Origin of the sequence: Streptomyces sp. NPDC019443, assembly GCF_044389785.1 — a bacterium.
Lineage (GTDB): Bacteria > Actinomycetota > Actinomycetes > Streptomycetales > Streptomycetaceae > Streptomyces.
Genome location: NZ_JBIRYJ010000014.1, coordinates 103,208 through 123,040 on the forward strand (window position 1 = coordinate 103,208; position 19,833 = coordinate 123,040).

Annotated in this window: 18 protein-coding genes, 1 pseudogene and 1 riboswitch; of the genes and pseudogenes, 15 read left to right on the forward strand and 4 right to left on the reverse strand. The window is 70.6% G+C overall.

The window, feature by feature from the left end; all coding sequences use genetic code 11:
• From ACH492_RS31735 to ACH492_RS31745, 3 genes are all read left to right on the forward strand, one after another.
• The gene (locus ACH492_RS31735) at nucleotides 1-456 is read left to right on the forward strand and encodes an Lrp/AsnC family transcriptional regulator (protein WP_398991545.1); all 456 of its coding nucleotides are present in this window, start codon (nucleotides 1-3) and stop codon (nucleotides 454-456) included.
• 168 nt (nucleotides 457-624) lie between these two features.
• The gene (locus ACH492_RS31740; RefSeq protein ID WP_398991547.1) at nucleotides 625-1,488 is read left to right on the forward strand and encodes a carbon-nitrogen hydrolase family protein; all 864 of its coding nucleotides are present in this window, start codon (nucleotides 625-627) and stop codon (nucleotides 1,486-1,488) included.
• A gap of 54 nt (nucleotides 1,489-1,542) precedes the next feature.
• Nucleotides 1,543-3,249: a flavin monoamine oxidase family protein gene (locus ACH492_RS31745; protein WP_398991549.1), complete on the forward strand. Its 1,707-nt coding sequence runs from the start codon at nucleotides 1,543-1,545 to the stop codon at nucleotides 3,247-3,249.
• 75 nt (nucleotides 3,250-3,324) lie between these two features.
• Here the strand turns inward: ACH492_RS31745 and ACH492_RS31750 are convergent, their stop codons facing one another.
• The gene (locus ACH492_RS31750) at nucleotides 3,325-4,002 is read right to left on the reverse strand and encodes a DUF5995 family protein (protein WP_398991551.1); all 678 of its coding nucleotides are present in this window, start codon (nucleotides 4,000-4,002) and stop codon (nucleotides 3,325-3,327) included.
• A gap of 235 nt (nucleotides 4,003-4,237) precedes the next feature.
• Here ACH492_RS31750 and ACH492_RS31755 point away from each other — a divergent pair, with 235 nt between their 5' ends.
• Nucleotides 4,238-5,521 carry an alginate lyase family protein gene (locus tag ACH492_RS31755; RefSeq protein ID WP_398991553.1) on the forward strand — a complete coding sequence of 428 codons (1,284 nt, stop codon included), beginning with the start codon at nucleotides 4,238-4,240 and terminating at the stop codon, nucleotides 5,519-5,521.
• Between the two features lie 77 nt (nucleotides 5,522-5,598).
• Here ACH492_RS31755 and ACH492_RS31760 read toward each other — a convergent pair whose 3' ends face one another.
• Entirely contained in the window at nucleotides 5,599-6,813 is a 1,215-nt protein-coding gene (locus ACH492_RS31760) for an MFS transporter (RefSeq protein ID WP_398991555.1), read from the reverse strand.
• A gap of 89 nt (nucleotides 6,814-6,902) precedes the next feature.
• Between ACH492_RS31760 and ACH492_RS31765 the strand changes: the two genes are divergently transcribed.
• Entirely contained in the window at nucleotides 6,903-8,066 is a 1,164-nt protein-coding gene (locus ACH492_RS31765; RefSeq protein ID WP_398991557.1) for an ROK family transcriptional regulator, read from the forward strand.
• A 43-nt stretch (nucleotides 8,067-8,109) separates the two neighbouring features.
• On the opposite strand, the pseudogene ACH492_RS31770 reads toward ACH492_RS31765, so the two are convergent.
• Nucleotides 8,110-8,559 (reverse strand): annotated as a pseudogene (locus ACH492_RS31770) (nucleoside-diphosphate sugar epimerase); the annotation flags it as partial.
• 219 nt (nucleotides 8,560-8,778) lie between these two features.
• Nucleotides 8,779-8,909: riboswitch (FMN riboswitch) on the forward strand.
• 208 nt (nucleotides 8,910-9,117) lie between these two features.
• Here ACH492_RS31770 and ribD point away from each other — a divergent pair.
• The 10 genes from ribD to ACH492_RS31820 all read left to right on the forward strand — a co-directional run bounded on the left by ribD (nucleotide 9,118) and on the right by ACH492_RS31820 (nucleotide 17,651).
• Nucleotides 9,118-10,176: a bifunctional diaminohydroxyphosphoribosylaminopyrimidine deaminase/5-amino-6-(5-phosphoribosylamino)uracil reductase RibD gene (ribD, locus tag ACH492_RS31775; RefSeq protein ID WP_398991559.1), complete on the forward strand. Its 1,059-nt coding sequence runs from the start codon at nucleotides 9,118-9,120 to the stop codon at nucleotides 10,174-10,176.
• A complete protein-coding gene (locus tag ACH492_RS31780) occupies nucleotides 10,177-10,785 on the forward strand; it encodes a riboflavin synthase (protein ID WP_398991561.1) in 609 nt (202 codons plus the stop codon).
• Between the two features lie 5 nt (nucleotides 10,786-10,790).
• Nucleotides 10,791-11,435 carry a nicotinamide riboside transporter PnuC gene (locus tag ACH492_RS31785; RefSeq protein ID WP_398991665.1) on the forward strand — a complete coding sequence of 215 codons (645 nt, stop codon included), beginning with the start codon at nucleotides 10,791-10,793 and terminating at the stop codon, nucleotides 11,433-11,435.
• A complete protein-coding gene (locus ACH492_RS31790; RefSeq protein WP_398991563.1) occupies nucleotides 11,432-12,802 on the forward strand; it encodes a bifunctional 3,4-dihydroxy-2-butanone-4-phosphate synthase/GTP cyclohydrolase II in 1,371 nt (456 codons plus the stop codon). Before ACH492_RS31785 ends, ACH492_RS31790 begins: the two co-directional genes overlap by 4 nt.
• A gap of 24 nt (nucleotides 12,803-12,826) precedes the next feature.
• Complete coding sequence (gene ribH, locus ACH492_RS31795; protein WP_398991565.1) at nucleotides 12,827-13,312, forward strand: 6,7-dimethyl-8-ribityllumazine synthase; 486 nt, start codon at nucleotides 12,827-12,829, stop codon at nucleotides 13,310-13,312.
• A 35-nt stretch (nucleotides 13,313-13,347) separates the two neighbouring features.
• Nucleotides 13,348-13,620 carry a phosphoribosyl-ATP diphosphatase gene (locus ACH492_RS31800; RefSeq protein WP_142215995.1) on the forward strand — a complete coding sequence of 91 codons (273 nt, stop codon included), beginning with the start codon at nucleotides 13,348-13,350 and terminating at the stop codon, nucleotides 13,618-13,620.
• Between the two features lie 43 nt (nucleotides 13,621-13,663).
• Nucleotides 13,664-14,512, forward strand: a complete 849-nt coding sequence (hisG, locus tag ACH492_RS31805; protein WP_398991567.1) for an ATP phosphoribosyltransferase — start codon at nucleotides 13,664-13,666, stop codon at nucleotides 14,510-14,512.
• Nucleotides 14,513-14,515: 3 nt separating this feature from the next.
• Complete coding sequence (locus ACH492_RS31810; protein ID WP_398991569.1) at nucleotides 14,516-14,986, forward strand: PH domain-containing protein; 471 nt, start codon at nucleotides 14,516-14,518, stop codon at nucleotides 14,984-14,986.
• 236 nt (nucleotides 14,987-15,222) lie between these two features.
• A complete protein-coding gene (locus ACH492_RS31815) occupies nucleotides 15,223-16,563 on the forward strand; it encodes a hemolysin family protein (protein ID WP_398991571.1) in 1,341 nt (446 codons plus the stop codon).
• Nucleotides 16,560-17,651, forward strand: a complete 1,092-nt coding sequence (locus tag ACH492_RS31820) for a hemolysin family protein (protein WP_398991573.1) — start codon at nucleotides 16,560-16,562, stop codon at nucleotides 17,649-17,651. The genes ACH492_RS31815 and ACH492_RS31820 overlap by 4 nt, the downstream gene beginning before the upstream one ends.
• 9 nt (nucleotides 17,652-17,660) lie before the next feature.
• Here the strand turns inward: ACH492_RS31820 and ACH492_RS31825 are convergent, their stop codons facing one another.
• Entirely contained in the window at nucleotides 17,661-19,568 is a 1,908-nt protein-coding gene (locus ACH492_RS31825) for an AAA family ATPase (RefSeq protein ID WP_398991667.1), read from the reverse strand.
• Nucleotides 19,569-19,833: the final 265 nt, after the last annotated feature.

Consider the following 19,833-nt stretch of genomic DNA (forward strand, 5'->3'; position numbering starts at 1 on the left):
GTGCGACTGAACGATCTCGACGAACGCATCGTCCACGCCCTCGCCGAGGATGCCCGCCGCTCCTACGCGGACATCGGCGCCGAGGTGGGCCTCTCTGCCCCCGCCGTCAAGCGGCGGGTCGACCGGCTGCGCGCCGAAGGCGCCATCACCGGCTTCACCGTACGAGTGGACCCGGCGGCGCTCGGCTGGGAGACCGAGGGTTTCGTCGAGATCTACTGTCGCCACAACACCTCGCCGAACGACATCCGCCGCGGCCTGGAGCGCTACCCGGAGGTCGTGTCCGCCTCCACCGTCACCGGTGAGGCGGACGCGATCGTCCAGGTCTTCGCCTCCGACATGCGCCACTTCGAGCGTGTGCTGGAGAGGATCGCGGGCGAGCCGTTCGTGGAGCGCACCAAGTCGGTGCTGGTGCTCTCCCCGCTCATGCGGCGGTTCTCTTCGGGCGCGCCCGGCTGAGCCGCAGAACCGGGAAGTTCCGGCCCGCGCAATGAATCACCGCCGCGGCCGCCGATTACGCAATGGATCGACCATCCACGCGCAACGCTCTCGCCTTGTCCGGGTGGATGGCCGGACCGTACCGTTTTAGATGTCTTCCTCACCCCTGCACACAGCCTGAGGTCAGCCATGCCGCCGCTGCGCACCGCCCTGCTCCAGAGTTCCGGCCGACCGGGCTCGGTCGCCGAGAATCTCAAGGTGCTGGACGAGGCCGCGGGCCGCGCCGCTGCCGCCGGCGCCGGGCTGCTGGTCTGCCCCGAGATGTTCCTGACCGGGTATGCGATCGGCGACGACGTGCCGCTGCTGGCCGAGCGCGCCGACGGCGCCGGTGCGCGGTCCGTCTCGGAGATCGCCGGACGGCACGGCATCGCCGTCGTCTACGGATACCCGGAGCGCGAGGACGAGCGAAGCGAGACGGGGGTCCCCTCGGCCGAAGTCCCCCGGCCACCGCTGGGAGGTGCCCCCAGAGGGAGGATCTTCAACTCCGCCCAGCTGATCGGCCCCGACGGCGAGCGCCTCGCGAACTACCGCAAGACCCATCTCTTCGGCTGCTTCGAGCAGAAGTGGTTCACCCCGGGCGAGGAAACCGTCGTCCAGGCGGAGCTCGGCGGGATCCGGATCGGCATGCTGATCTGCTACGACGTGGAGTTCCCGGAGAACGTCCGGGCGCACGCGCTCGCCGGCACCGATCTGCTGGTGGTGCCCACCGCCCAGATGCACCCCTTCCAGTTCGTCGCAGAGTCCCTCGTCCCGGTGCGGGCCTTCGAGAGCCAGATGTACATCGCGTACGTGAACAGGACGGGACCGGAGGGCGAGTTCGAGTTCGTCGGACTCAGCTGCCTCGCGGGCCCCGACGGCGCGGCCCGTGCCCGCGCCGGACGCGGTGAGGAACTGGTCGTCGGCGAGGTGGACCCAGCCTTCCTGAGCGCCTCGCGCGAGGCCAATCCGTATCTGCGCGATCGCCGCCCCGGCCTGTACGGCTCCCTGGTCTGACCGCGTCCCCGCCCCGCTCAACGCTTACCTTTCCGTGCAAGGAGTCCGCCCCTCATGACGTCCACGGTGCCCACCGCTGTCCAGCACACCGACGCGCAGCCGCCGATCACCATGTTCGGTCCGGACTTTCCGTACGCGTACGACGACTTCCTCGCCCACCCGGCCGGCCTCGGCCAGATACCGGCGACCGAGCACGGCGCCGAGGTCGCGGTGATCGGTGGCGGGCTCTCCGGCCTGGTCGCCGCGTACGAGCTGATGAAGATGGGCCTCAAGCCGGTCGTCTACGAGGCGGACCGGATCGGCGGCCGACTGCGCACCGTCGGCTTCGACGGCTGCGATCCCGAACTGTCCGCCGAGATGGGCGCGATGCGCTTCCCGCCCTCCTCCACCGCGCTGCAGCACTACATCGACCTGGTCGGCCTGACCACGCAGGCCTTCCCCAACCCCCTCGCCCCCGGCACCCCGTCGACCGTCGTCGACCTCAAGGGTGAGTCGCACTACGCCGAGACCATCGACGACCTGCCGCAGGTCTACCGCGATGTGATGGACGCCTGGAACGCCTGTCTGGAGGAGGGCGCCGACTTCTCCGACATGAACCGCGCCATGCGCGAGCGCGACGTGCCGCGCATCCGCGAGATCTGGGCGAAGCTGGTGGAGAAGCTCGACAACCAGACCTTCTACGGCTTCCTCTGCGAGTCCGAGGCCTTCAAGTCCTTCCGGCACCGCGAGATCTTCGGCCAGGTCGGCTTCGGCACGGGCGGCTGGGACACCGACTTCCCCAACTCCATCCTGGAGATCCTGCGCGTCGTCTACTCCGAGGCCGACGACCACCACCGTGGCATCGTCGAAGGCAGCCAGCAGCTGCCGGTGCGGCTCTGGGAACGCGAGCCCGAGAAGATCGTGCACTGGGCGCAGGGCACGTCCCTGAAGTCCCTCCACGAGGGCGACCCGCGCCCGGCCGTGACCCGGCTGCACCGCACCGCGGGCAACCGGATCACCGTGACCGACGCCTCCGGCGACATCCGCACGTACCAGGCCGCCATCTTCACCGCGCAGTCCTGGATGCTGCTGTCCAAGATCGCCTGCGACGACTCGCTCTTCCCCATCGACCACTGGACGGCGATGGAGCGGACCCACTACATGGAGTCGTCCAAGCTCTTCGTTCCGGTCGACCGGCCCTTCTGGCTGGACAAGGCCGTCGACGACAGGGGGAATCCGACCGGCCGCGACGTCATGTCGATGACGCTCACCGACCGGATGACCCGCGGCACGTATCTGCTGGACAACGGGCCTGACAAGCCGGCCGTCATCTGCCTCTCGTACACCTGGTGCGACGACAGCCTCAAGTGGCTGCCGCTGTCCGCGAGCGAGCGGATGGAGGTCATGCTCAAGTCGCTCGGCGAGATCTACCCGAAGGTCGACATCCGCAGCCACATCATCGGCAGCCCGGTGACCGTGTCCTGGGAGAACGAGCCGTACTTCATGGGCGCGTTCAAGGCGAACCTGCCCGGCCACTACCGCTACCAGCGGCGGCTGTTCACCCACTTCATGCAGGACCGGCTGCCCGAGGACAAGCGCGGCATCTTCCTGGCGGGCGACGACATCTCCTGGACGGCGGGCTGGGCCGAGGGCGCCGTACAGACCGCGCTGAACGCGGTGTGGGGCGTGATGACCCACTTCGGCGGTACGACCGACGCGAGCAACCCGGGCCCGGGTGACCTCTACGACGAGATCGCTCCGGTCGAGCTGCCGGAGGACTGACTCCGGGACTGAACTTCCGTCCGGGGCCGGCCGCGATCCGGCCGGCCCCGGACGGTCATCAAACGATCAGGCGCCTCAGGGCCAGGGAGTGAGCAAACAGCGCCCGACGAGTCCGACTCCGGTGTCCAGCCGCTCGGTGAACTCCTCTGCCAGGCCCGGGAGTTCCCGTACGCCCCACAGCAGCCGCGCCGCCGACCAGGCGCCGTCGCGGGCCCGGTCCAGGCTCCAGGAGCCGACCAGATGCGTGAGCGGATCGGCGATCTCCAGCAGATCGGGGCCCGGCATCAGATCCTCGCGGATGCGCTCCTCCAGCAGTGTGAGGATGTCGCCCACGCGGTCGAACTCGCCCTCCAGATCGGCAGGTTCGCAGCCGAGGGCATGACAGGCATCCACCACCGCGAGCGCCAGATCGTGCCCGATGTGCGCATTGATGCCGGCGAGGGCGAACTGCAGCGGTCGTACGCCGGGATGGCGCCGGTACTGGAACAGCGGCCGCCAGCAGGCCGGCGGGCGGTGGCCCGCGGCCGCGGCGTCCACGGCCGTCAGATAGCGCCGCGCGAAAAGGACGTCCAGCGTTACGGCGGCGCGCCGGTCGGGGAACTCGCCGCCGTCGATGCGCCGATCGATCTCCTGCGTCACGGCCAGATAGACGCGGTTGAAGACGGCCACCCCGTCCGTGGCCGGCCAGCTGGAGCGGAAGGAGTGCATCCGCTCCACCACGGTGTCGAGCGGGACCTGTTCCGTGTGCGCCATGGAGGCAGCGTCCCAGCCATGGGCTCGGTGACGTGGTGCCGGGCCGGGGCTTCCCCGGAACGGGGGACCTGCGAATGGGTGTCGGCCCCGGCGCCGTACGCCGAGGTACCCAAGTTCAGCTGACGCGCAGTCCCATCCGTGAATCGTGCGCGCGGCATTGTCACCCGTACCCGGCGGCCCTACGCTCGCACGGTCCCGTTCATGAATCACGTTCACATATCTGATGGGAGCCTTGATGACCGGAAGTCCCGGACGGCGCTTGGGAGTTGTACTCACCGCCGTTGCCGCCTGTGTCATCGTCCTCGTACCGATCGCGTCGTCCCAGGCGGCGGCGTCCGGCTCGCCCGGGGCGCCCAAGACCGTGGTGATCGACGGAAAGCGGCTCCTGCAGGCCAAGGCGCGGCTCGGCCACGGCGATCCGGCGCTGCGCAGGGCGGCCAGGGACCTGGTCGTCCGCGCGGACGGCTGGCTGGGGCAGGGGCCCTGGACGGTCGTGGACAAGCCCAGGCCCGCGCCGAGCGGCGACCCCCACGACTATCTGAGCCAGGCGCCCTACTGGTGGCCCTCGCAGCCCAAGACGCCCGAGAATCCCTGGGGTTGCCCGTATGTCCAGCGTGACGGCGAGCGTAATCCTGAGGTCGACACCGGCACGGACCGGCCCGACATCGGCAAGGTCGTGAGCTCGGTCACCACGCTGAGTCTCGCCTGGTACTACACGGGCAAGAAGCAGTACGCCGAGCACGCCTCGAGGGTCCTGCGCACCTGGTTCGTGGACCCCGTGACCCGGATGAACCCCCATCTGAACCACGGGCAGTTCATCCCCTGCAAGTACGACGGCCGGGCCATCGGCATCATCGACTTCTCGCAGCAGTACACCAGCGTCCTGGACGCCATCGCGATACTCGACACGGGGGCGCCCGGCTGGTCCAGGAGTGACCGGGCCGGTATGCGGGCCTGGAATGTGTCCTTCCTGGACTGGCTGGTGAACTCGCCGTTCGGCAAGCAGGAAGCGGCGGCCAAGAACAACCACGGCACCTTCCACGACATGCAGGTCGCCGCGCTCGCGCTCGCCACCGGCGACAAGGAGCTCGCGCGCAAGGTCGTCCGCGACGCCCGCGGGCTGCGGATCGACCCGCAGATAGCGGCCGACGGCAGCCAGCCCCAGGAGCTCGCCCGGACCCGCAGCTGGCACTACTCGACCTTTGACCTGGTCGCCTACACCCGGCTCGCCGACATCGGCAGGCATGTCGGTGTCAACCTGTGGTCGTACGAAGGCCCGGACGGCCAGAGCTTGTTCAAGGCGGTCGACTATCTGCTGCCCGCCGCGACCGGGGCGGCCCGCTGGCCGCACCCCGAGCTCGAGTTCTACCGGTTCGCGGCGAGCGATGTCGTGCACGCGGCCGCGGACGCCGGTGACCGCAAGGCCAGGGCGGCGGTGCCGCGGCTGGAGACGCCGCCGGGCGGGGACCTGTGGGCGCTGCGGCCTGCGGCGGAACAGCTGGACTCGATCGCGGGCTGATCAGGGGCTTGTCCCGCACCCCTCCCCCTACGCCCTGGCGGGCGTGGGGGACCCCCACAAGGGGCGGGCAGGGGACCTCAGGCCCGCCGCTCCGGCACGGCCGAGCTCGGCGTACCGGACTTCGCGCTCTCCCGCCCCGCCGACCGCAGCACCCCCGCCCCCAGAACCAGGCCGAACGCAAGCGCCGTCACCAGACCGAAGGAGACCACCAGACTCGTCGCGTCGGCGACCGCGCCGATCGCAGAGGGAGCGATCAGTCCCGAGGTGTACGTGATGGTCGCGACGCCCGCGATCGCCTGGCTGGGGTTGGGGCCGCTGCGCCCCGCCGCCGCGAAGGCCAGCGGTACGACGACGGCGACACCGAGCCCGATGAAGGCGAAGCCGGCCATCGCCACGGCCGGATGCGGCGCCACGACCACCAGCAGTCCGCCCGCGGTCGCCAGCACGCCGCCCACCCGCACCGTCCGCACCGCTCCGAAGCGGTCCACGATCCGGTCGCCCGCGAACCGCGCCACCGCCATCGTCAGCGCGAAAGCCGTGGTCGATGCCGCCGCGAGACCGGCCGACGTGTCCATCACGTCCCGCAGATACACCGCCGACCAGTCCAGACTCGCGCCCTCCGCGAACACCGCGCAGAACCCGATCGCCCCGATGACCAGCGCCGACCTGGGCGGCAGCGCGAACCTCGGCGGCGGCTCCTCGTCGGGCGCGCTGCGCAGATCCAGTACGCCCTGACACGCGATCAGCCCGAGTGCGGTCAGCGTCCCGGCCGCGAGCGCGTGGTGCAGCCGCGCGTCGCTGCCAAGATGGGCGGCGAGCGTGCCGCCCGCCGAGCCGATCAGCGCGCCGGCGCTCCACATGCCGTGCAGCCCGGACATGATCGAGCGGTTCATGCGGTTCTCGATCTCGACGCCCAGGGCGTTCATCGCCACGTCCGACATTCCCGCCGATGCCCCGAACATGAAGAGCGCCGCGCACAGCGTGAGGAGATTCGGGGCGAAGGACGGCAGGATCAGCGAGAGGGTCCACAGGGTGAGCAGCCCGCGCAGGGCGTTGCGCGCGCCGAAGCGGTGGCTGACCGCCCCGGCCAGCGGCATCGCCACGGATGCGCCGAGCGCGGGGAAGGCGAGCGCCAGACCGAGCTGGCCGGCGCTGACGGCCGCATGGTCCTGAATCCAGGGGATACGCGTGGCGAAGCTGCCGGTGACCGCGCCGTGCACACAGAAGACCGCGGCGACGGCGTACCGCGCCCGCTTCAACTGCCCTTGCCCGAGGACCACTTCGTTCACCATGCCGATGCCCCTCCCGTCGACGTTGTGCGTAAACTATCAGGAACCCTGCCTGATAAATAGTGACGGAAGCGATCTGGAAGGATTCCGGCATGCCTGCATCCCCGAGCACCGCCCGGGCCATCAACGACCGGATCGCGCTTCAACTGCTTCAGCAGGAAGGCCCGTTGACGGCTTTGCAACTGAAGACCATGACCGGACTCTCCCGTCCCACCGTCGCCGACCTGGTGGAGCGGCTGCAGGGGTCCGGCCTGATCCAGGTCGTCGGCGAGGCGGGCGCGCAGCGTCGCGGCCCCAATGCCCGGGTGTACGGGATCGTCGCCGATCGCGCGCACCTCGCCGCCCTCGACGTACGCACCCAGAGCGTCACCGTCGTCGTTGCCGATCTGCTCGGCGTCACCCTCGCCGAGGCCTCGCTTCCCATCGACGGCGACACCGGCACCGAACCCGCCGTCGAGCAGGCGGCCGCGCTGCTGGAGCGCACCGCCCGGGAGGCAGGCGCGGCCCGGCTGCACAGCGTAGGCATCGGCGCGCCCGGCCTGATCGACCCGGTCAGCGGCGAACTGCGCGACACCACCGGCCTCCCCGCCTGGCACCGCAGCCTCGTCGCCGCCCTTCAGGAACGGCTGCCGGCCCGGGTCATCGTCGAGAACGAGACCAATCTGGCGGCCGTCGCGGAGAAGCGCCTCGGTGCGGCCGCCGACCGCGACACTTTCGTCTTCCTGTGGCTCGGTCACGGCGTGGGTGCCGCCCTCTTCCTGGACGGCAGGCTCCGCCGGGGCGCCTCGGGCGGCGCGGGAGAGATCGGGTTCCTGCCGGTGCCCGGCACAAAGGGCGTACCGTCCGCGGTCGACTGTGAGGGCGGCTTCCACTCGCTCGCCGGGTCCGCCGCGATCTGCGCGCTCGCCGCCCGGCACGGCATCGAGGCTGACCGGCCCGAGGACCCCGCTGCCGCGGCGCTCGTACGCGAGGCCGTGGCATCCGGGCACGGCGGCTTCCTCGACGACCTCGCCCACCGGCTCTCCCTCGGCGTGGCCGCGGTCGCCGCCGTACTCGACCCGGGCTGTGTGGTCCTCGGCGGCGAGGTCGGCCACGCGGGCGGCGCGGAATTGGCCGCAGGAGTCGAGATGCGGCTGGCCGCACTGTCCCCGCTGCGTACGGAGGTACGCGCCGGAAAGCTGGGCGGCGCCGGGGTCCTGAGCGGCGCCCTGATCACCGCGCGCGAGGCGGCGCAGGACGACCTCTTCGCCGGCTGAAGGGTGCCCAACGCCGAACGCGGAAGGCTCAACGCCTCCCCGGTCAGCCCGGCCGCTGCGCCAGGAACTCCTCAAAGGTGACCTTCCCAACGGCCTGTTCGGGCGTCAGATGCGCACCGCTGCGGAAGCCCGCGTACGCCTTCCCGGCCAGCCGTACCGGCACGATCGGGCGACGCCGCCCGGTGGCATGCAGATAAGCGCGCGCCAGGTCCGCCAGCGGGCGGATCTGAGGGCCGCCCATGTCGTCAACGCGTCCCGCGGGCGCCCCGACGGCCAACTCGGCCAGCCGGTCGGCGACTTCACCCGCGTCGATCGGCTGCAGGCTCACCCCTGAGGGCAGTGGCAGCACCGGCAGCCGTGCCGCGGCCGTCAGCAGGCGCAGCAGCAGATCGTGGAACTGGGTCGTCCGCAGCACCGTCCAGCCCTGACCCGACTCCCCGGCCTCCTCGACCATGCGCTGGACCAGCGTGCTTGAGCGTGCGAAGCCCGACGGCGGCAAGGGCCGGTCTCCGCCGCCGGGCGGTCCACACCCCACGCTCCGCGGAGGTGTCGCAGAGACTAAAAGGACTAGACCAAAGCGTCAATAGGTCTGATCGAGAAAGCCTGCCCAGGCGCTTGTGAGCCAGGTTGTGACCAGGCTTGTGAGCCAGCCCACAGCCGTTCACTCGCATGGCCCACGAGCGGGCGTGGCACACTTGCCCTGTATCAGCAGCAGCGCACTCCGGGGTCGGTGTAATTCCGAACCGGCGGTTACAGTCCGCGACCCGTCCGCATCCAGCGGCCGGTTGACCAGGTGAAATTCCTGGACCGACGGTGAAAGTCCGGATGGGAGGCAGTGCGCGGCGGGCGGCCTTTTCCGGCACGCCGGCCGTAGTGGCTGATCGCCGTCCGTCGGCGATCGGTGTGCTCGGTCCCGGCGTCCTCGTGAATCGTTGTCCCGCTCTCTGTCGTCATCGACAGGCCCCGGAGTCCGTGCCCGAAAAGGCAGGAGGACCCGGTGGCCACCGCAGATGGGGGCACCCCCAGGCGAAGCTCTGGGGGAGAAGACGCCATGCGCCGAGCCATCCGGCTCGCCGCCCGCGGACTCGGCTCCACCAGCCCCAACCCGGTCGTCGGGTGCGTCATCCTCGATGCCTCCGGACAGCCCGCCGGCGCCGGCTTCCACCAGCGCGCCGGCGGTCCCCACGCCGAGATCCACGCCCTGCGCGACGCCGGTGACCGGGCCCGCGGCGGCACCGCTTACGTCACCCTCGAACCCTGCAACCACACGGGCCTCACCGGCCCCTGCGCCCAGGCGCTGATCGAGGCCGGAATCAGCCGGGTCGTGTACGCGGTCGGCGACCCGAACCCGCAGGCCACCGGTGGCGCCGACACCCTGCGCGCGGCCGGGGTCCAGGTCGAGCAGGGCCTGCTCGCCGACCAGGCCGAAGCGGGCAACATCGCCTGGCTCACCTCCGTACGCATCGGCCGCCCCTACGTCCTGTGGAAGTACGCCGCCACCCTCGACGGCCGCATCGCCGCGCAGGACCGCACCAGCCGCTGGATCACCTCGCCCGAGTCCCGCGCCGACGTCCACCGGCTGCGCGCCGAGGCCGACGCGGTGATCGTCGGCTCGGGCACGATGCGTGCCGACGACCCGCACCTCGCGGTACGCGGCATCGACGACGCCGTACAGCCGCTGCGGGTCGTTGTGGACACCGAAGGCACCGCCGTGCAGCCCGGCGCCCGCGTCCTCGACGACGCCGCGCCCACTGTCATCGCGGTCGCAGAGGACGCCGAGACCCAACTGCCCGATGTCGTACGGCTGCCGAGGGCCGGCCGCGGCCTGTCCGTGCCGGCCCTGCTGGAAGCCCTGCACCAGCGCGGCATCCGCTCCGTACTCCTCGAAGGCGGCCCGACTCTCGCCGGAGCCTTCGTCGCCGCGGGCGCCGTCGACAAGGTCGTCGGCTATCTCGCCCCCGTACTCCTCGGCGCGGGCCCCGCCGCCCTCGCCCACGCCGGAATCTCCACGATCAGCGAAGCGTTGCGGCTCGACATGACCGAGACCGTGCGCATCGGCCCCGATCTGCGTATCACCGCCGTCCCCGCCACAGCCCCGAAGGAGCGCTGAGTGTTCACCGGAATCGTCGAAGAGCTGGGTGAGGTCACCGCCGTCGAAAACCTCGGCGACGCCTCGCGCTTCCGACTGCGCGGCCCCGTGGTCACCGAAGGTGCGAAGCACGGCGACTCCATCGCCGTCAACGGCGTCTGCCTCACCGTCGTCGACTTCGGGGATGGCGAGTTCACCGCCGATGTGATGGCCGAGACGCTGAACCGCTCCAGCCTCGGGGCGCTCGAGGAAGGCTCCCGCGTCAACCTGGAGCGGCCGATGGCCGTCGGGGACCGGCTCGGCGGGCACATCGTGCAGGGACATGTCGACAACGTCGGTACCGTCCTCGAGCGCAAGCCGTCGGAGAACTGGGAGATCGTGAAGATCTCCCTCCCCGCCGACCTCACCCGCTACGTCGTCGAGAAGGGCTCGATCACCGTCGACGGCGTCAGCCTCACCGTGGTCGACGCCGGCCCCGACTACTTCACCATCAGCCTCATCCCCACCACCCTCGCCCTGACCACGCTCGGCATCAAGCAGCCCGGCGACCCGGTCAACCTCGAGGTCGACGTCATCGCCAAGTACGTCGAGCGGCTGCTCGGCGCGGACGCCGAGGAGAGCGCGAAGTGAGCGCCGTGGACTGGCTGAACAGTGAGGCCTTCACAGCCTTCGACCAGCACATCAAGTGGTCCGACATGATCGGCAACATCGTCGGCCTGATCGCCCTCGCGCTCGGCTGGCGGCGCTCGATATGGACGTGGCCCGCCCAGTTCGCCTCCGGCGTCATCCTCCTCGTCGCGTTCGCCTCCGCGCATCTGACCGGCAGCGCCGGCAAGCAGGTAGTGGTCATGGCCGTCGCGTCGTGGGGCTGGTGGCAGTGGACCCGCGGCCGGCAGCAGGCCCAGGACGGCTCGATCGCCGTCCGCTTCGCCACCTGGCGCGAGCGGGGCGTCCTCGCCGCCGGTGCGGCCGTCGGCACCCTGGCCGTCGGAGGGCTGTTCACCCTGTACCCGTCGCTGTCCTGGGACCCGTGGCCCGACGCGTACATCTTCGTCGGCACTCTGGTCGCCATGTACGCACAGGCCCGGGGCATGGTCGAGTTCTGGTTCGCGTGGCTGCTCGTCGACCTCGTCGGCGTGCCGCTCAACTTCGCCAACGGCTTCGCCTTCTCCGGTTTTGTCTACGTCATCTACGGCGCGCTCGTCCTGTGGGGCATGCGCGACTGGTGGCTGCGCTCGCGAGCGAGCGCCAAGCCCTCCCTGGAAGGAGCAGCGGCATGACTTCCCACCCGTCACCCACCCCCGCCCTGTCTGAGGCTCTCCCAGAGCCTGCGGCCTGGGGGGACCCCCACCGCGCCGCCCCTGCGACACCCACGTGGTACTCCACCGACAACGTCGAGGACTTCTCCCTCGACCCGGTCGAGCAGGCCATCCGCGACATCGCCGCGGGACGGCCCGTCGTGGTCGTCGACGACGAGGACCGCGAGAACGAGGGCGACCTCGTCATCGCCGCCGAGAAGGCCACGCCCGAGATCATCGCCTTCATGATGAGCGAGTGCCGCGGCCTGATCTGCGCTCCGATGGAGGGCGAGGAGCTGGAGCGGCTCGACCTGCCGCAGATGGTCGAGCACAACACCGAGTCGATGCGCACGGCCTTCACCGTCTCCGTCGACGCGGGGCCCGCGTTCGGCGTCACCACCGGCATCTCCGCGGCCGACCGTGCCACCACCCTCCAGCTGCTGGCCGGCGGCGAGGCGGTGGCCTCCGACTTCGTACGCCCCGGTCATGTCTTCCCGCTCCGCGCCAAGCCCGGCGGGGTGCTGGTGCGCAACGGCCACACCGAGGCCGCGGTGGACCTCGCCCGGCTCGCGGGCCTGCGCCCGGCCGGCGCCATCGTCGAGATCGCGGGCGAGGACGGGGTGATGCTGCGGCTGCCCGAGCTGATTCCGTTCGCCCGCAAGCACGGGCTGACGATCATCTCCATAGAGGACCTGATCGCCTACCGCCGCACCTCCGAGCCGACCGTCAAGCGCGAGGCCGAGGTCAATCTGCCCACCGCCTTCGGGCAGTTCACCGCCTACGGCTACCGCTCCACCGTCGACGGCATCGAGCATGTCGCGCTCGTCCACGGCGAGGTCGGCGACGGCGAGGACGTTCTCGTACGCGTCCACTCCGAGTGCCTGACCGGCGACATCTTCCACTCGCTGCGCTGCGACTGCGGCCCCCAGTTGCAGGCCTCCATGGAGCACATCACCGAGGCCGGCCGTGGCGTGGTGGTCTATCTGCGCGGCCACGAGGGCCGTGGCATCGGCCTGCTGTCCAAGCTGCGCGCGTACGAACTGCAGGAGCGCGGCCGCGACACCCTCGACGCCAACCTGGAACTCGGCCTGCCCGCCGACGCCCGCGACTACGCGGCGGGCGCGCAGATCCTCGTGGACCTCGGCGTACGCAGCCTGCGGCTGATGACCAACAACCCCGAGAAGATCACCGCGCTCGTCCGGCACGGCCTCACGGTCGACGGCCGCGAGCCGATGCCCGTCCAGGCGGGCGAGCACAATCTCCGGTATCTGCGCACCAAGCGGGACCGGATGGGACACGACCTGCCCTGGCTCGACGCCACCGGCGTGTCGGCCTGCGGCAACCAGTAAGTCAGAAAGCGGCAAGGGAGAAACATGAGCGGCAAGGGTGCACCCGAACTGTCCGTACGCAACTGCGGCGACCTGCGGGTGGCGGTGATCGCGGCCCAGTGGCACGAGAAGGTCATGGACGGCCTCGTCGACGGCGCCCTGCGCGCACTGCACGAGCTGGGCATCGACGAGCCGACGCTGCTGCGTGTCCCCGGCAGCTTCGAGCTCCCGGTGGTCGCCAAGGTGCTCGCGGGCCGCGGTTACGACGCGATCGTGGCGCTCGGCGTCGTCATCCGCGGCGGTACGCCCCACTTCGAGTACGTGTGCCAGGGCGTCACCCAGGGTCTGACCCAGGTCTCCATCGACACCGGTGTCCCGGTCGGCTTCGGCGTGCTGACCTGCGACACCGAGGAGCAGGCACTGGACCGGGCCGGTCTCAGCGGATCCAACGAGGACAAGGGACACGAGGCGGTCACCGCCGCACTCGCCACCGCCGCCACACTGCGCACCGTCAGCGAACCCTGGCGCTGAGTGTCCCGGGCGGACCCCTTACCCTGGGGACCATCATGGCGAACAAAACCTTCGAAGAGCTCTTCGCCGAGCTGCAGCTCAAGGCGAAGAACGGCGACCCTGCCACCTCCCGCACCGCCGAACTGGTGGACAAGGGAGTGCATGCCATCGGCAAGAAGGTCGTCGAGGAGGCCGCCGAGGTCTGGATGGCCGCCGAGTACGAGGGCAAAGAAGCCGCCGCCGAGGAGATCTCGCAGTTGCTGTACCACGTCCAGGTGATGATGGTCGCGCGCGGGATCTCCCTCGACGACGTCTACGCCCACCTCTGAGCACAGCCCCACTACGTACGTACGAACAAAGGAAGCCCGTCTCATGCTGCGCATCGCCGTCCCCAACAAGGGTTCACTGTCCGGACCTGCGTCGGCGATGCTCCATGAGGCCGGCTACCAGCAGCGCAAGGAGTCCAAGGAGCTCGTCCTCGTCGACCCCGAGAACGACGTCGAGTTCTTCTATCTGCGCCCGCGCGACATCGCGATCTACGTCAGCTCCGGCAGGCTCGACATCGGCATCACCGGCCGCGATCTGCTGCTGGACTCCGGCGCCAACGCCGAGGAGATCCTCCAGCTCGGCTTCGCCCGCTCCACCTTCCGCTACGCCACCAAGCCGGGCACGGCCACGGGCGTCGACGGCTTCGGCGGAATGACGATCGCCACCTCCTACGAGGGCATCGTCGCCAAGCACCTCGCGGACAACGGCATCGACGCCTCAGTCGTGCACCTCGACGGCGCGGTCGAGACCGCGATCCAGCTCGGCGTCGCCGAGGTCATCGCCGACGTCGTGGAGACCGGCACCAGCCTGCGCAACGCCGGCCTGGAAGTCATCGGCGAGCCGATCCTCACCTCCGAGGCGGTTGTCATCCGGCGCACCGGCGAGCCCGCCGACGACCCGAAGGTGCAGCAGTTCCTGCGCCGCCTCCAGGGCGTCCTGGTCGCCCGCACCTACGTGATGATGGACTACGACTGCCGGGTCGAGCACCTGGAGCAGGCCGTCGCCCTCACCCCCGGCCTCGAGTCGCCGACCATCTCCCCGCTGCACCACGAGGGCTGGGTCGCCGTCCGCTCCATGGTCGCCGCCAAGGAAGCGCAGCGGATCATGGACGATCTGTACGACATCGGCGCGCGGGCGATCCTCACCACGGCCATCCACGCCTGCAGGCTCTGACGGATGCCCGCCACCATGCCCGCCGCCGCGCCCCAAGTCCCCGCTCTTCCCGTCACGTTCAGGCCGACCCGTACCCGCATCGTCCTGCTGACCGTGGGCGCGGCGATGTTCGCCGTGATCACCGGGGTCGCCCTGCTGCTGGAGAAGCTGAGCGCGGGGGAGCGGAGCAGCTTCGTCTTCACCGCGCTGGTCTTCTTCGGCGTACTTGCCCTGCTGAGCCGACCCAAGGTCGTCGCCGACGAGCACGGCGTCACTGTCGTCAACCTCACCCGTATGCGGCGCCTGGAGTGGGCGGAGATCCTGCGGGTGAATCTGCGCCCCGGCGACCCGTGGGTGTTCCTCGACCTCAGCGACGGCACGAGCCTGCCGGTGCTCGGCATCCAGCCCGGCATCGCCAAGGCACAGGCCATCAGTGACGCCCGCGCGCTGCGCGCGCTCGTGGAGAGCCGGGGCATCCGCGCGGACGAGGACTGAGCGGCGACACCCCTGCCGCGCCGGCCGTTCGCCGACTGTTTTTCCCGGGGCGACACCCCCGAGCCCCTCGGCTGAAAACCATTACTCTGGTGGCCGGTGGCGACAAGCTCGTCCCTCCCCGCACCACACGGTCGCCAACGGCCCGCGGGGCACCTGCGACCCGAGGAGTGACTCCCTCCAGCAATGGACGGATCGTCCGGTAGTACCTGCGCCGCCCCCTCCCAGGAGGCGGCGGCATGATCATCCCCCTGTTGCTGCTTGCCGCAGCGTTCCTCCTGATCCTCGCCAACGGCTTCTTCGTGGCGGCCGAGTTCGGCCTCGTCACGGTGGAGCGGCCCGATGCCGAGCGCGCCGCCGCCGAGGGCGACCGCCGCGCCCGCCGTGTCGTCAAGGCACTGCGGGAGCTGTCCTTCCAGCTCTCCGGCACCCAGCTCGGCATCACCATCACCTCGCTCGTCGTCGGCATGCTCGCCGAACCCGCCCTGGCCCAGCTGCTCGACGGGCCGCTGACCGCGACCGGGCTGCCCGAAGGGGCCGTCTCCGGGGTCGCGGTGGTGATCGGGATGCTGTTCGCCTCCGCCGTCCAGATGGTGATCGGCGAGCTCGTTCCCAAGAACTGGGCGGTCTCCCGGCCGTTGCAGGTCGCGCGGTTCGTCGCAGGACCGCAGCATCTTTTCTCGACCGTCTTCCGCCCCGTCATCACCCTGCTGAACGCCGTCGCCAACCGTCTCGTACGCCTGTTCGGCGTCGAACCGGCCGAAGAGCTGGCATCCGCCCGCACCCCCGGCGAGCTGGTCTCGCTGGCCCGCCACTCGGCGCGGGCCGGCGCGCTGGAGCAGGACACCGCGGATCTGTTCGTACGGACCCTCTCGCTCGGGCACCTCACCGCGCAGCATGTGATGACCCCACGGGTGAAGATGAGCGCCCTCCAGTCCGACGCCACCGCGGCGGACGTCCTGAACCTCACCCGCGCCACCGGCCTTTCGCGCTTCCCCGTCTACCGGGAGCGCATCGACGAGATCGTCGGGATGGTGCACCTCAAGGACGCTCTCGCTGTCCCGGTCGAGGAGCGGCTGCGCACCCGCGTCGACCGGGTCGCCGTACCGCCGCTGCTGGTGCCCGAGACGCTGCCGGTGCAGCAGCTCCTGGAGCGGCTGCGCAGCGAGCAGCCCATCGCGGTGGTGGTCGACGAGTACGGCGGCACGGCCGGAGTCGTCACCCTGGAGGACATCATCGAGGAGCTCGTCGGCGAGGTCCGCGACGAGCACGACGCCGAGGCCGACGGTCGGCCCGAACTCGCCCCCGTGGCCGCTGAGGAAGGCAGCCCCGCATGGGAGGCTGATGGCAGCTGCCGGGTCCTCACGCTGCGCCGGATAGGCCTCGATGTGCCCGACGGCCCGTACGAGACCGTGGCCGGTCTTGTCGCCGATCTGCTGGGGCGCATCCCCGCCCCCGGTGACCGGGCCGAACTGCCCGGCTGGCGGCTCTCGGTGCGCCAGGTGGACCGCTACCGCGCCGAACGGGTGCGCCTGGTGCGTACCGCCGATGTGCCGGCCGTGACGGAGGCCGTCCGATGAGCGTCCTCCAACTGCTGTTCGCGCTGCTCCTGGTGCTGGCGAACGGATTCTTCGTCGGCGCCGAGTTCGCCCTCGTCTCGGTACGCCGCAGCCAGATCGAACCGCTCGCCGCGGCAGGTTCCTCGCGGGCCCGGCAGGTGCTGCACGGTCTGGAGAACCTGCCCCAGATGATGGCGGCCGCACAGTTCGGCATCACCATCTGCTCGCTGACACTCGGCGCGGTGGCCGAGCCGACCGTCGCGCATCTGCTGGAACCGGTCTTCCACGCGGCCCATGTGCCCGAAGGGCTGATCCATCCGCTGGGCTATGTCATAGCACTGGCCGTGGTTGTCTTCCTGCACCTCGTCATCGGCGAGATGGTCCCGAAGAATCTCGCCATGGCCGCCCCCGAGAAGACCTCACTCTGGCTGAGCCCCGGCCTCGTGGGCTTCGCCCGGCTGTGCCGCCCGGTCACGGTCGGACTCGGCGCCTGTGCCCGGCTGGTGCTGCGGGCCTTCCGCGTCGAGCCGAAGGACGAGGTGGAGGCGGTCTTCACAAGCGAGCAGCTGAACCGCCTCGTCGAGGACTCGGGCCAGGCGGGTCTCCTTGAGCCGGCCGAACAGGAGCGGCTCGAGGACGCGCTGGAGCTGGGCAGCCGCCCGGTGATCGATGTGCTGATCCCCCGCTCCACTCTGGTGACAGTCCCGCCCTCGGTCACCCCGCGGCAGATCGAGGAGCTGACAGTCCGCACCGGATACTCCCGCTTTCCCGTCTGCGCGCAGGGCACGGGTCCCTATATGGGCTACCTCCACGTCAAGGACGTACTCGATCTGGAGGACGGCGAACGGGCCGTGCCCCAGCACATCTGGCGTCCCATGGCGACCCTGCGGGCCGAACTCCCGCTGGACGACGCGCTCACCGTGATGCGCCGCGCGGCCACCCACCTCGCCCAGGTCGCCGACGGGTCCGGCCGGGTGCTGGGACTGGTCGCACTGGAGGACGTCCTGGAAATGCTGGTCGGCGAGGTCCGTGACCCGTCCCACCGGGTGACGGTGCCCCGGTCGCCCCATGCGGCCCAGCCCGCAATGGACACCGCGCTGGCCGGCTGAGCCTCGGCGTCAGGTCAAGAAGCCCGGCGGAGGAGGATCCTGCGGGCCGCGGTCGACCGGACCGCGGCCCGACAGGACCTCGCCGTACGCCTGCATCAGGTCGGGCAGCCGCAGCGTGGAGAGGTCCTCGCGGGTGGGCGTGCCCGGGTATCCGGACAGCCGCAGATCCCGGTAGGCGCAGCTCTTCTCGTACAGGGTGCGCAGAAAGCGGCCGTTGCCGAGCTCGTCGATCCAGCCCTGGTCGACCACGTGCCCGCTGATCGAGCGCAGCTCCTCGCGGACCTCGTCGTCCCACACATCGCCGTTCTCGGCGGCCAGCACCTCGCCGATCGCTGTCAGTTCGAGAGGGCGGTACGAGGGGAAGTCGACCCGTGTGGTGAAGCGGGAGGAGAGCCCGGGGTTGGCGGCGAGCAGCCGGTCCATGCCTTCCGGGTAGCCGGCCAGGATGACCACCAGGTGGTCGCGGTTGTCCTCGGCGCGCTTGAGGAGGACCTGGAGCGCCTCGTCGCCGTACGCGTCGCCCTTGGAGTAGCCGGTGTTGGAGAGGCTGTACGCCTCGTCCACGAACAGCACGCCGCCGAGCGCCGAGTCGATCAGCTCATTGGCCTTCACCGCCGTCTGGCCCAGGAACTCTCCCACCAGGTCGGACCGTTGGGCCTCCACCAGATGGTCGCCGCCCAGCAGCCCGAGCGCGTAGAAGACCCGGCCGAGAATGCGGGCGACGGTGGTCTTGCCGGTCCCGGACGGGCCCGAGAAGACAAAGTGCCGTTTCGGCGGCCGGACGGGGAGGCCCTGGCCGGCGCGCAGCCTGGCCATCTTCAGCTGCGCGGACAAGGCCTTGACCTGCCGCTTGACCGGCTCCAGTCCGACCATTCGCTCCAGTTCGGCAAGTGCCTCGCCGAGCAGCACCGGATCGGTGGGGCCCGCCGGAAACGCCGGGGGCGCCGGCTGGGCCGGCACCACCGCCTTGCGCCGTACGCCCTCGGGCGGGACGCTCGGCACGGAGCCGGGGAGCTGGGTCTGCGGATCGACGCCGATCCGTGCCTCGGCCGCGACCGGCCCGTCGCCGTCGGCCTGCGCGTCCACCGCGTCCTGGCCGAAGCCCGCAAGCGACACGGCCGCGAACCCGGACGACTCGTCGTACCCGTCGATGCCGTCGTACTCCGCGATCGCCGCGAGTCGTGCGGAGGTGTCCATGAAGGCCGGGTCGATCCTGTGCACCGCCCGGTACAACGGCAGGGCGGCGGCGCTGCGGCCGGTGCCTTCGTGCGCACGCGCCAGCCAGTAGCGCAGCTCCTTGCGCTGCGGCTGCTCGCTGCGACAGCGCATCAGGGCGGCGGAGAGCAGCGGCTCGGCCTGCCCGTACATCTCCAGGCGTACGCGTGCCATGCCGCCGAACAGCCCGGCCTCGATGCCCAGAAACGGATCGTTGATCAGCGGCTCGGTGTGGCGTACGAGCTGTTCCCAGTCCTTGACCAGATACGCGCGGCAGGCGTGCAGAAAGCGCACCTGCGGGTCCGCGTCGACCGGCGGCAGCCCGGCGAGTGCCTGGTCCAGCTCCGGCACATGGCGGCCGTCGAGCCAGTGGGAGGCGTGCGCGAGCAGCAGATCGCGCGGGCTCTCCAGCACCGGCTGGACCCACCAGCCCAGCCAGTACCAGGAGTTGAGGGTGCGGCGGTGGCGGGCGCGCTGGTCGCCGAAGCGCTCGCGGGTGCTGTACATGCGCAGCAGCGCGGTCGTGGTGTCGACGCGCAGGGCATGGAGCCCGAGCCAGCCGTCGGCCATCCCGGGATCGAGCCGCACGGCGGTCCGGAACTCCTCCTCCGCCTGCGGATACGCACCCATCGTGTAGGCGTCCACGCCGCGCACCCAGGCGAGGTCGGCCGGGGCCGGTACGCCCTGCGTGCCGATGTCCATCAGGTCCCCCACAAAAGTGCACCTGTCGTGTGTTTCCCGGGGGGACTGCACCCGACAGCGGCTTCGCCGCGGGCCAGACCCCCGGTGCCGGGCGGACGCCCGGCGGGCAACGCACTGAACCACCTTGCCGTGGACGGGAATTGACCCCACCGAGGTGCATCGTACCTGCGCAAAGGGGTTGCGACGAAGGGCGCAGCAAGCTGTCCGGTGGCCGTGACCCTGGGTAAGCGGGGGGTGGGGTGCCGCGCCTGTGATGTGGGGGAGA